Genomic DNA, 13113 nt, shown 5'->3' on the forward strand with positions numbered 1-13113 from the left:
TCCACTCAATATCCCTATCGATAAATCCCTGAAAACATCCATACACGGCAAACCAAATACGATGTCTGACTCAAATATAAGCTTTAAAATATTTTCAATTATTTAAGCTATTCAACTTACGGTTTACTTGCACTGAAAACTGAATCACCAATGACTTGGAAAGAGAAAAATGTTAGGAATGGCATATATCGATTTATCTGAAGTTCCGAAAACTGAAGAGTTATTGTTTTATTTTTCGTGCTAGCACCTGCTATTAATCCGCCTTCAGGAATCAGCTTCGTAAAATCCCAATACGCATCGTGGCCTTTTACCTTATTGTCCGCATCAATCACTTCCATCTCACCGATGGCGGAGTTCCACGATAATGCGCGAACAACAATCGATCCGTTGATGGTTGTATCGGAAATATTATTGAGGGTGGCATTTGCCGTAATTCGCTTACTCCCAAAATCAAATACCACGTCCTCCATCTGAACCTCTACAAGTGGCGTAACGTCCTTGAAATTTGCCAGTGACGGTGAACCGTACGGTGCAGCCTCTATCGGCACTGTAACTCGGGCAGTCCATACTTGGGGGATACCCGTTCGAGTATCTATCCATAGCGGGTGAAAGTTACCATCCGCATCAGCAGCCAAACCAGAGGTATGACCCAACCAGCTGGAAACAACCGATAGATTTAATTGTGAATCTGCGGGGTTGATGTTGTGTGATTTCCCCGCCCCATATCCTACGGGTGATCCCGATAGACTTTGAATTTTTCGACCGCCCGGCACATGGTCTACCCAAACAGCAGGTTGAAATGTGTCGCCACCATCCAGGGAAGCGGTAAATCTTACACGCGCCGTCAGCTGCTGATCACCTTCGCCTCCCTCGTACCACATGATGCCCACTACACCCTGAGGATTTACCACCACATTCGGCATATATGCCCGATCACCACCCGGAACAATGCGTGGCACTGACCATGTTTTACCTTTGTCATCTGAGTGAGAGATCACCAAATGACTGGTTGATGGCACCCCCTCTAGCGAAATAACAGGCCTCGACCAAACAAGATATAGGCGGTCTTTAAAATAGTTACTACCAGGATCCAGTGCTAATTTCACTTCCCCGGAAGTATCCAGTTTGACCACATGATTGATAGACTCTCCACCATCATCAGAAGACATAAATTTAGTGACACTTTTTCTGTCTTTATTTGTCAAGTTGTATAACCAGCCGACGGTACCATCCGACATGACTACCATTTCAGTCAGCGTCCCCGACAGTGCACTGCCTACGCTTTTTCGCACAGACTGAAACGATTTTCCATGATCCTCGGAGTGAAACAATATGGGAAGCATATCCCCGTGATTTCCCTGTTCATCTACCTCCTTCGTCAAATGTCCATTAATATAGACACGTCCATCGTACTCGCCTTTGGTGTTGTCAACGGCTGTATACATACGATCAATACCGTATGAGCCGGGTGCAATTACCGGCGGAAGCCAGGTACGGCCAAAGTCTTTTGAATGATAAATATGGAGTTCGGAAGCACCTTCATCATCTCCATCTGAGCGACTCTCTGCGGTAAAAACCATCCCGCTAATATAGATTGATCCATCACGTCCGTAGGCACATGACGGATCAGCCGCTTTCACATCGTTTGCTCGTGAATCGATAGAAAACTCCCAGCTTTTTCCACCATCATGGGATGCATATGCCACCAGCTGGAAAGGCTCTGTCACATCACCCTTTCGACTCTCCATCATCGAAACACCTAAAAGGTGATTTGGATTTGTGGGATGAGCACACATAATTACTTCTGCATGTGCGATATTCGGCAGTGCGGCACTAACCTGAACATTGGGTCCCACGCTGATATTTGACGTGTTGATATTTGACGAACTTATATCGGCATCAGGTTTTTTCATGGAAAGAATCACTGCCAATGCAGCGATACCCAGAATAAATACCAGTGTTCGTTTTCTGAAAAATGACTTTTTACTCATTTCATTCCCTCTTGTAAGAAATAAAAACAATAAAATACCCACCATATTCATGGTTCTGGAGAATCCATCAGGGATGTGTTAGCCCGCACTTCTTTGAGAAAGAAGTGCGGGCATATGGTTAAAAGCGTTTTGTGAAACTTACATAAAACATGCGGCCACGGGGATCGGCCAAATTGGCATTGAATTCTGGAATAAGATCCGGTTCACCAGTTTCAAGTATGGTAACCTTGTGTTCCGGATGATCATCCAGAAGATTAAGAACACGGAATGAAACGGTACTGTCTTTCAGCCAGTCTGCCACCTGAAACAGATCACCTTCTTCCATGTTATAGGAGGCAACCAGATCAAGGTTTAAAGGCGTTTTACTTGTTCTGATTTCCGTTTGGGTTAAAAAGACGCTCGGATTTCGACTCGTCGTATCACTGGCCTTACTTGCATCAATATTGATCGACAGCCCCCTGTTATACCAACCCAGATTGGCCGAATAGCGCAACTCCGGAATAACATAAAGGGTTCCAAAGCCAGCGTCCTTAACTACGCTCTCAACCTCTGCTCCCGGGCTGGAGACTTTATCCCATTTATCGGTATAGGCAACATTCGCATTTAAAAGGAACTCACCAATACTTGTATCGAATTTATAACGGAGTTTGTAATCAATACCGCTGACATCTAGAGACGCCAGGTTTACTGCGCGATAATCCAACACCAGATAACCAAATTCATCACGGCTAATATTATCCGGATAACGCTCTTCGTAATTAGGACCTAAGACACCTATTCTACCGTCAAAACCAGAAATCCTGTTTTCATACTCGGTTTGATGCCAGATGGCACTCAAAGACAACCCCGGGATAAAATCCGGCTCTATCTCAATACCCGCTGAAAGTGACGAGGCAGTCTCTGGTCGTAGATCTGGATTACCTCCGCTAATTAAGGTGGATGCAGCCTCAAACTGGCCAGTCGGAAAACCATTCACGTCAACTACCGGAATGGTAAAGGTAAAAAGCGGTAGACTTGAAAAAACATTAGGTGGAATCAGTGCCTCCTTGGGAGTGGGCACCACATAGGAGGTGGCGTGATTGACCTTAAATCTAATCTGGGAATCGGGGCTCCAAATCATTCCCAATGACCAGGTGGAATCACTGCCATATTGGTCATAAGAATCATAGCGACCTGATCCTGTTACCGTCAGTTTCTCAATCATGGGAACAGCATTATTTTCCCCAACTATAGGAACTAGAATTTCTGCAAATGCCGAATGTTGCGAACGACTCACTTCTGTTGCTGTATAAGCCCACTGTGGAAGGCTTGAAGAGCCTTGCCCCAACCCAGTCTGTGATACGATGACATCCGCCGCGCTAATGAGAGTCTCTTCGCGCCACTGGGCTCCAACAGCCAAGTGAACATCCCCCCCGGGTAATCTGAAGAGCGGACCATTCAGGCTTACCTCCGCTGTACTTTCCTTATTGGTAGACTGTACTGGCCGCGGGGGCCCCACTAACGCTGCCAGTTGTTCTGGTGTGTTGACAGCGTCGATATCGCCACCCAGCAAATTAAGCTCACCTTCTTCGATCAGGCTAAGAACATTAGCAGCTCCTGTACCAAAATAATCGAATAGCTGGATGGGCTCATTAAAATACAGAGAATCAATTTTGTCCCTCGACTGACCGATAGATAAATTCCAATTCCAATCATCAGCGAAAGAACCATCCAATCCCAGGTTCCAGCGAAAAACGCGACTTTCAGTCTGATAGTGTCTATCCGGCAGGCTCGGAATAGACCAGTAGATACCGATATCTGTTTCAAAAGGGTTGACCGGATGGGATGCGAGCAGGCTCATAGGTAATTCGAATCCGCCCGTGGCTGCATATGTATCTTGCGCTGAATAGTAAATATCGCCGGTCAAGGTGATATCACTATTCCATAGAGAAAGCTCCTGATCAAAACCGAGCCGTAATGTATTACGATCTTTCGCTGGTAATAAACTGTTGCCCGAATCCGCATTATAGTTAATCGGCGCATCCAGCGCTGTAAAGTCAGCTGCTGTCAGGTTGCTGCCATCCTGCCCAATAGGTAGTACTGTTTGCGTGACCGCAACTACACCCTGAGATGTTGGCGTCAAGCCCAGTGCTGCAAGTTCAGATGGAAGATAATTCTGCCCGCTATACTGGTAAAAAAGTGGTTGACTATTGAAAGTACCTAACGAACGTGCGATTTTTGCTGGCGCCAAAAATTGACTCCAAGCAACCCTTTCTGGCCGCTCCGCAAAATCTAGGTTACTACTGCTGAAGTGCTCAAAGTTGACGCGCGCCCTGCCGCTATCCCAAGAGAAGCCGCCGGACAAGGTGAGAATATGTTCTTCAAACCCGCCATCCTGAGGCTTACCGAAGTCATAGCCCAGCTCTAATCCTTCGTAATCTTTTTTGAGAATAATATTGACCACACCACCAACGGCATCTGACCCATAAACTGAAGAGGCGCCATCCAGCATGATTTCCACTCGATCGACTGAACTGAGGGGAATACCTGAGATATCCGATATACCGCCAAAAATGCCGGATTTTCCGATACGCCGACCATCGATCAACACCAATGTGGACTCACTGCCCAAGCCACGCAAGTTAATACTGGAGCCGCCGGTCAGGTTCTGTGCGCTGTTGAACGAACCGCGAACCGCTCCTCCAACTTCACTGGCGCCAAACATATTTTGTGGCAGCTGACGAAGTGCGCGCTCCAGAGTCACCTCACCGGTTGCACGAAGTTCATCGATATCCAGAGTGATAAGGTTAGATGCCAGTTGACTGGAAGCTTGTGCAATGCGACTACCGGTTACAACTATCTCTTCTACTTCTTGGGACTGCTTATCTGATTTTTTATTATCAACCTCATCTTCTTTTATGATCACTGAATCAGAAGACAGAAATTCATACACCAAGCCACTTCCTGCCAACAGGGCATCCAGGGCTGAGGCTAAAGTAAATTCACCTTTCAGAGCAGGAAGTTCTAAATCAACACCAACTCCATCTGGAAGAACAATATGAGTATGTGTTTGTGCGGCTAAATCCAGAATCGCCTTGCCAGCGTTCTGGCCTTTGAGGTCCAACATGATTTTTTCAGGTTCTGCGAGCAAATCTGCCGACAGTGTCAGCGCTATCGCCGATGCAATACCAATCATCAAGCGATTTTTTTTGAACCCTCTTCGTTGACTTTTCATTTACTACCACCCTTGTTCTAGTATAGTTGATTCACTTCACCCTTCTTGCATTCTTCCGAAAGGCTTATCTGTAAATACAACTAACCAGCCATCCACCCTACCTGAAAAAATAATTTATTTATAAATACCGCCTTCTCCCATATCAGCCATGCCAATAACTATCAAAAATGGCCGGAGCAACCCCGTCCATCCATCTATTTTTGTATATGTTCTTATTTGGAATTTTTAGGGGAAACTATATGAATACGATCAAACTGATGAACAACCTTAATAGGCAGGGCTTGTTCAAGAGCAGACAATCCACCACTGATATCATCAATATTTATGGACGCAAAAACATTTAAATCCATCAATGAAGAATCCTGTATCAGGATCTTCTTGGCGGAGTAGCGATTGAGCTCCATAATCACTTCATTAAAGGGAACATTCTCAAACCGCAAAACACCAGACTTCCAATCAATCAGGCGAGCCATATCAACAGGCCTGAACGCTGTCAGGGATTGATGCTCCACACTGAATCTGGCCGCCATACCCGCCTTAAAACGCCGCTGAGCCGATTCTTTAACAAGCACCTCTTGGCCAATTTCGGCAATTGCATCTAACGCCGATGCGGAAGCAGGTTCATTCTCTCTGTGAACGGTTACAACCCCCTCTACAACAGCCAATGTAAAACCATCTGCCTGTTTTGAAAGATTGAATTCGGTTCCCAATACAGTTACCACGCGGCCATCCAATTTCACGCTGAATGGCCGATCAGGGTCGGCAGCAACATCAAAATAAGCCTCTCCTCGTCCGAGGATCACAAGCCTTTCATTCCCCTCTTCCATATCGACCAGTAACTGTGTACCGGTATTCATTGTGACTACAGAGCCATCAGGCAATGTAACTACTTTTTGCTCACCTGTTCTGGTTACATACCGGGATATGCTCCCGTCATCAATTGATGTTCCCAATGGATACAGCACAAATGAAACCACGATAACCAGACAAGCAGCAGCCAAAAGCCAGGGCCACGCTCCCCAATGCGCAGACCCTGGCTGGCCGCTTCCAGCACCGACCGATAACTCACTCTTTTTATTATCCTTTTCTACCAATGAGAGTAAGAATGGGTCATCTGCCAATTCATCAATTGCGTCGTCTGCATAGAGTATTTCCAAAAAAAGAGCTTCATACTCCACAGACCGTGATCGATCCTTGAGAATACGCTCAACCTTGTTGTCGTCCAGCTCTCCGGAAAACATCCGTGCCACATCAGCTGACGCCAGTTGTTCAATATTTTTCCACTTTGAAATGTCCATTATCTTTCTACCTTCTGCGTCTCACTCACTGCCCTGCGAATAATTACCAACGCTTTCTGTATGTACTTTTCTACCTGCTTTACCGAAACTCCCATATCTTTGGCGATTTCTTTGTATGTTCTCTGTTTGAACCGATTGAGAATAAAAGCCTGCCGGGTATTGATGTTCATACCAGCGATTACATTGCGTATCTGGCTTAACTCCTCTCGAACCAGATTGATTCGCTCCGGCGTATGATCAAAGTGCACCTCCTCAGATTGCATACGCAATTTTTCTCCGTCCAGATAGCGATTACGGACGGTTTTGTGGCGTTCTATATTGATGGCCAGGTTATTGGCCGCCCGAAACAGGTACGACAAGCTACCTTCTTCTCCTATAGGCAAAAGCTCGGCAAGATTCTCGATCTTGGCCAACCGGGCAAACACCTCCTGAACAATATCATCCAGCTCCTGACTGATGCCCAGCCGGGCTCGCAGAAACTTGCGAAGCGCCACATGGTGCTCTTCGTAGAGCCTGTTCAGCGCCTGTTGCTGCGTTTCACGAGGATTGCCTCGGAATTCAACCACATTTGTTCTCTTTTCTAGCGTCAATTTAAGTGATCCGCTTTAAATATAGGGCCTCATATAGGTAAGTACACGCAACTCCACCTTTACCCTACCTGCTAGAATGTAAAACTCAGGAAAAACCTAACGCAGCAAGCCCGGGATGTGCCCATAGAACGGACGGTCAAGCCAATGAAAGATGACTTGCAAGATGATGTTTATAAGCTCAGGCAATATAGAAAGTGTTTTTTATCGCAAAGCGGTCCGTCAATCAGCGGCTGTTTGGTAGTAATTGATGTGGCGTGATAGAGAGAAGTTACTGGTAGTGGGAATGAATAGGGAAAAACTCGTATCGTCAGACTGTGAATCATCCCTGTCGACAGTCTGTCATTGCTCTTCGACCTCAGAATTTCATCTCCATTGCACAATAAATCGACGAAGCAACTACACTATCTTTACTCACAATCTGCGAGCCCCGTCATGAACAACCAAGCTTCCCAATTTATCGGCTCTATTCCAGAGAACTACGACAAGGGGCTGGTGCCCCACATTTTTGACGACTTTGCCAATGATCTTGTCAGCCTGATTGTCAGCCACAACCCAAGAGCGGTTCTGGAGCTGGCAGCCGGTACCGGTGTTGTTACCAGAAAACTACGTGACGCTCTAACTGAGCACTCCACAATAGTCGCAACCGATTTAAACCCTCCAATGCTGAATGTGGCCCAAGCCAAGTTCTCTCCCGATGAACAGGTCAGATTTGAAGAGGTAGATGCAACCTTATTACCTTACCAGGACGACAGTTTCGACTTGATTACCTGTCAATTTGGCGTAATGTTCTTTCCGGACAAGGAGGCTTCGTATATTGAAGCTCATAGAGTTTTAAAATCGGGTGGACGATACATATTCAACACTTGGGGTTCCTGGGAAAGAAATGCTTTTGCCGAATTGGCACACAACGCCGTCAGTGATTTTTTCCCCGAAGATCCACCACAGTTTTATAAAGTACCTTTCAGTTATCACGATATGGAAGCCATTCAACAGTCGCTACTCTGCTGTGGCTTTGATGATGTTCAATTCCACCCTACTCCTAAGACTGTTAGAATTTTATCTGCAGATCTATTAGCCAAAGGGCTTGTTTTTGGTAATCCGTTATATGACGAAATAGTCAATCGCAACGGTTCGCCTGAAGCTGTTTATCAGGCTCTGAAAACCATGATAGAAAATACACTGGGCGATCAGTTACGACTGTTTGCGACTACTATTGAGGCGTTAAAGAGATAGCATATTTGACGTTTGAATACTCAGAAGATATTCCAAACAATCTACCGCCCTCTGAAATAAATCAAGAGACCTTTATGACTACCAATTCCAGCACATATTCTGTTGGCACACCCGGCACTCCCTGGGGTGATAATGAAAAAGCACAATGGCTCGCCAACCAATCCGTCAAACGCTCTTATCAAGATGAAGTGTTAAGCAAACTGGAACCGCTGAGTCAACACTTTGTTGTTGAACAATATGGCGCGTTATCCTGTGATCCCGCCCGCTATCCACTACATATCGTAAAAACCCGAAACTGGAATAACAGCAAGCCCACTATATTGGTTACCGGTGGGGTGCATGGTTATGAAACCAGTGGCGTTCAGGGCGCAATTCGATTTTTGGAGACCGTCGCACGGGATTATGAACAGCACTTTAATGTGGTTGTAGCACCCTGCGTCAGCCCATGGGGATATGAGACGATTAACCGTTGGAATCCCAAAGCACTTGACCCTAATCGCTCTTTTTATTCGAATAGCCCTGCTGAAGAGGCTGCTTTTTTAATGGCCGGTATCAGCAAGCTTTCCGCCAATTTCGCTCTGCATATCGATCTGCATGAGACCACCGATACTGACAATAGCGAATTTAGGCCTGCCCTGGCGGCACGGGATGGCATTAAACAGAAAAACTGGAATATCCCCGACGGTTTCTACCTGGTGGGCGACACTGAAGATCCGCAACCTGAATTTCAAAAAGCTGTTATTGAGTCAGTGGAAAAGGTTACTCATATCGCACCACCGGATGACAACGGCCAATACATTGGTGCACCCCAGGAGCAATGGGGCGTGATTAATTATTCGGCAAAAAAACTGGGCCTGTGTTTTGGCATGACGAACGCCAGGTTCAGGACCACCACCGAGGTTTACCCTGACAGCCCGAACGTGGATGATGAGAACTGCATTCAGGCTCAGGTGGCTGCTGTGCGAGGTGCGCTGAAATTTTTGATTTAGCGCCTATTATCTATATTGGTTATCGTCAACGATGCGATAGTATAAATAAAGGTTATTGCACAAATGAGTAGACTCTGACCACTCTTTGATGATTTTATCCTTTCAATAGAACAAAAAAAGCCCCTCAATAAGACATGAGGGGCTGTTACCATTATTGTATTTTTTTGAAATCAGAAGGTAGTATTAATATTCAGAGAAAATGCTCGACCACGTGGCTCAATCGCATATCCATTGATCCTAAGAAACTGCTGATTTACCGCAGGTTCAAATTGCTTATCAATAAACTTTTGTGTCACTTCTTGCTCTTTACGCCACACATCATCAACGGTCAGAGACACTCGAGTACCTTCCATCCAACTCGGTACCTCAAACAGACTACCGGAAAAATCATAGCTGAACGTCATGTCTATTGAGCGAGTCGGCGAGGTAGTGACTTCACTGACATTTTCCAAAGGTGTATATTGCCCATCAATGATTGCCCATCCAGAGTCCCTGCGAATACGGGTAGTATCCGAGCGATAATCGGTTCTCAAACCAATACCAAGCCCTCGATATTCCCAATTCAAATCCAATGCAGTACTGTGTTTTGGCACTGGCTGAAAAATCTGACTAGTACCGATAAAGTCATCGTCATCCATAACCTCTACAATATCAACCCAACTATTAAAGTTGTCCGGTTTTGGACCCCTTTCCGCACCTACCCCACTGAAACAATCTCCTCTTTTACAAAAGTCCGACTGCAGATATTCCTGCTTGTGCAAATACTGATAACGCCAACCAACAAACCAATCACCCCAATTAGTACTGAGATTATAAGTCAACTGTAAATCAGCATGCTTTTGCCTCATTGATCCGACATTAAATAAGCGAGCATCCTTGATAAGAGTGCCTACATCTATTGTATCTCCAATATACTCACCAGCTAACGCTCTGGCCTGAAATTCTTCCACGATTTCAGGGGTTGCGTAATATAAGGCAGTAGTGGGATTATCGACCAGCTGTTCAAGCGCATCTGGCGTCGAATAATTAGCCACCCCAGGGGCACCTATTCGATCTTGGGCACCTGTTTCAATAAAACTTAGCTCTACTCTCAGACCTTCCAAAGAATCCGGAGTGAATATAAATCCAAGCTTATTGGTATCATAAATTTCAGGATCAAGTTGATTATTTCCCCCTGTCAAGTGGAGCACTTCCTGAAACCCATAAAATTGATCCTGAGTCTCGTCGGTATAAAGACGAAAACAACAGTAATCTCTCCCCTGCATTGGTGTAGCCGTTCGAACAGCATTAGCGACTTTCAAACCATAATCCCGATTGAATCGAACCGCGAACTGATTATTTATATGCCAGTTAAAACCCAAAGACCAGTTCTCACCACGCTGATCGGTATTTCCGTAATCTTCTATTCGAGCAGAAGCACTTATCAGGAAGTCCTGAATAAACGGTTTGGAATTTTCAACACCCACAAGAGGCGCAACAACCTCAAAGCCAACGGAATTCACTGTTTCACCGTAGCTTGCCTCATATTCCCTCAGGTATGGAATATCAGCATCCCCCGTATTACCCAGTACATCTGTAGCAGCAAGGAGGTATGTGGCATCGTTACTGGATACTTCATTGCGATTACGCCGATGTGAAATGGCAATATTGGTACGCACATCACCACCTGGAAGCTGCCCCAACACACCGCGAATGTTGAAATCCATATCACGACTGAACGACTTGTTTACGGTATGTGTTCTTGGGTTAACAGCCGCGGCTATTAACTCCTCCGATGAATTAAAGCCTAGGAAAGGATCATGAATTAGAACACCTTCAATTGGTACACGAGTAGAAAAGTTTTCAAAATAATATCCATGCAGATAGTCAAGTAGAGCTATCGTTCCAGCAGGTGCAAGGAATGTATCCCTATAAAGTTTATTATAGCTGTCAGATATTTGGTCAGTTTTTCCTAACCCCCAGCCTAAAACCACCTCCCAATCACCATTCACTTGCCAATCCAACTCACCAGATAGTGAATATGTATCAATCAACAATTCCTGGTATTGCTGCGGAAACTCATTCGCCCACGCATAACTTACACGGGTCATAAATGGATGTGTTGTAGCGCGACCAGCAATTGAAAACTCATCACCGTTACCACGAGTATTATTGCGTTTTTCAGTAGTAGAGTAATCCATTGACAAGGCCAATGTAAGACTCTCGGTTAAATCCTGATCCAGATCAATACCAATTGAATATGTCTTATCTTCTGGCGCTAATGACTGCCCCTTACGCGGCACATAGGCAGAATCTGCATAAACACCTTCCTGACCTAAGACACTTCCATCGTAATTAGTCAAATCAATATCGTAAAGGCCAAATGGTGTGCCATCCGACTCAGGCAACTGTAGAACCCTTACTGGAATATAACCATTATCTTGAGGCAAATTCGCTTGAAGATCTGGGAATATGGTTGGATCATCAAGAATTATTCTGGAACTCATTGTAGGGTTTTCTCTAATAAGCTCTACTGTTGTAGGTATTCTACGAGTACCGAATACAAATTCACCTTCAGCGACAACACCGCCAGTAATCCTCTCATCTAGTGATTGAGTATCGTAGCGTCCATCGCCATCAACATCTTTCACCCACATAGCAGCATTACGTTGATTTGTACCAAAAATAGGGTTTCCTCCAACAGTACCTGGACTCGATACCGGAAGCGAAAATCCTTGAGATGCAACCAATGCCAAATCGCGGGCAGAGCCATCTATATCTTCCTGAGTTTGATAACTAAAATTACCCGTTAATGATCCGGACTCCCAAGAAAAAGTATGGCCAACACTGAAATTGTAGCGTTTGCTACCTCCATCTGTAGTATCACTGTATGTCAAATTGACATTCGTACCTTCGTAGGCACGGTTGGTAACAATGTTAACTACCCCGCCAATCGCGTCTGCACCATATATGGCAGCTGCCCCATCAAACAAAATCTCGACACGATCGACACGATCAATCGGAATGTTACTAATATCTGTAATGCCGCCAAATTGCCCCCCGGATGCCGGACGCCTCCCATCAATCAAAATCAGACTATACTGAGAACCCAGACCGCGAAGGTTGACACTACTACCCGCAAATACATTAAGACCTAGCCCAAAATCACGAAGCCCATAACGATCATCGACAAAACCCCCGCCGACATTATTAGGCGCATTAACATTCTGGGGCAATCTCTTCAGGAGTTCATCAAGCCTTGTAACGCCCGAACGCTCAATTTCCTCTCGAGTTAAAATTGTCATCTGCTTAGTCATTTTCCCTGGATCCGAAATCAGTCGGCTACCAGTAACAACTATTTCTTCAATATTATCTTCTTTAGCAGAGCCTTCTTTACCGACCTCATCTTCGTCATCTTCTTTGATCAAAACTACATTTTCTGAAGTATAACGATAGATTAAACCAGTATTTGACAATAAGCTTTTCAACGCCTGCTCTAAAGTAAAAATCCCCTTGAGCGCATCCACCTGAACGCTATAACCAGCTTCTTCAGAGACTATTATTTGTACGCCAGACAAGCTTGCAAGCTCCATTAATGCTGAGCCTGCATCTTGCGGCTTAATATCCAAATTGAGCTTTTCAGCATCATCTTGGGATGCATTAACTAGACCAATGGAAAGCACTGCAGCTATGCTCAGCACTAGCTTTTTATGATAGAAAGAGTATTTTGATATTTTCATTTATTCCCACCTCTATGGACCAAACACATAAAACTCTTTGACTGTCCACTTATTAAAAACAATTAGACTGCCATTAAGT

General features: G+C 45.0%; 7 protein-coding genes. 2 read left to right on the top strand and 5 right to left on the bottom strand.

Features of this window, described 5'->3' with window-relative positions:
• Positions 1-116: 116 nt before the first annotated feature.
• The 4 genes from QP938_09970 to QP938_09985 all read right to left on the bottom strand — a co-directional run bounded on the left by QP938_09970 (position 117) and on the right by QP938_09985 (position 7069).
• A complete protein-coding gene (locus QP938_09970; protein ID WIO73619.1) occupies positions 117-1991 on the bottom strand; it encodes a sialidase family protein in 1875 nt (624 codons plus the stop codon).
• 118 nt (positions 1992-2109) lie between these two features.
• Positions 2110-5205 (bottom strand): TonB-dependent receptor, encoded by a 3096-nt coding sequence (locus QP938_09975; GenBank protein ID WIO73620.1) that lies wholly within the window; start codon positions 5203-5205, stop codon positions 2110-2112.
• A 212-nt stretch (positions 5206-5417) separates the two neighbouring features.
• Positions 5418-6503 carry a FecR domain-containing protein gene (locus QP938_09980; GenBank protein WIO73621.1) on the bottom strand — a complete coding sequence of 362 codons (1086 nt, stop codon included), beginning with the start codon at positions 6501-6503 and terminating at the stop codon, positions 5418-5420.
• Positions 6503-7069 carry a sigma-70 family RNA polymerase sigma factor gene (locus tag QP938_09985; protein WIO73622.1) on the bottom strand — a complete coding sequence of 189 codons (567 nt, stop codon included), beginning with the start codon at positions 7067-7069 and terminating at the stop codon, positions 6503-6505. The genes QP938_09980 and QP938_09985 overlap by 1 nt, the downstream gene beginning before the upstream one ends.
• 456 nt (positions 7070-7525) lie before the next feature.
• Between QP938_09985 and QP938_09990 the strand changes: the two genes are divergently transcribed.
• Together QP938_09990 and QP938_09995 are read left to right on the top strand one after the other, a co-directional pair.
• Positions 7526-8326 (top strand): class I SAM-dependent methyltransferase, encoded by an 801-nt coding sequence (locus tag QP938_09990; protein ID WIO73623.1) that lies wholly within the window; start codon positions 7526-7528, stop codon positions 8324-8326.
• A gap of 74 nt (positions 8327-8400) precedes the next feature.
• On the top strand, positions 8401-9315 hold the full coding sequence (locus tag QP938_09995; GenBank protein WIO73624.1) for a M14 family metallocarboxypeptidase: 915 nt from the start codon (positions 8401-8403) through the stop codon (positions 9313-9315).
• Between the two features lie 170 nt (positions 9316-9485).
• On the opposite strand, the gene QP938_10000 is transcribed toward QP938_09995, so the two are convergent.
• Positions 9486-13034 carry a TonB-dependent receptor plug domain-containing protein gene (locus QP938_10000; GenBank protein ID WIO73625.1) on the bottom strand — a complete coding sequence of 1183 codons (3549 nt, stop codon included), beginning with the start codon at positions 13032-13034 and terminating at the stop codon, positions 9486-9488.
• Positions 13035-13113 lie beyond the last annotated feature (79 nt).

The organism is Porticoccaceae bacterium LTM1, from assembly GCA_030252795.1.
GTDB lineage: Bacteria > Pseudomonadota > Gammaproteobacteria > Pseudomonadales > Porticoccaceae > SCSIO-12696.

Bases quoted from the DNA above. Each gene is read 5' to 3' on its own strand.
- QP938_09970 (WIO73619.1), bottom strand. From the start codon at position 1,991: ATGAGTAAAAAGTCATTTTTCAGAAAACGAACACTGGTATTTATTCTG.
- QP938_09975 (WIO73620.1), bottom strand. From the start codon at position 5,205: ATGAAAAGTCAACGAAGAGGGTTCAAAAAAAATCGCTTGATGATTGGT.
- QP938_09980 (WIO73621.1), bottom strand. From the start codon at position 6,503: ATGGACATTTCAAAGTGGAAAAATATTGAACAACTGGCGTCAGCTGAT.
- QP938_09990 (WIO73623.1), top strand. From the start codon at position 7,526: ATGAACAACCAAGCTTCCCAATTTATCGGCTCTATTCCAGAGAACTAC.
- QP938_09995 (WIO73624.1), top strand. From the start codon at position 8,401: ATGACTACCAATTCCAGCACATATTCTGTTGGCACACCCGGCACTCCC.
- QP938_10000 (WIO73625.1), bottom strand. From the start codon at position 13,034: ATGAAAATATCAAAATACTCTTTCTATCATAAAAAGCTAGTGCTGAGC.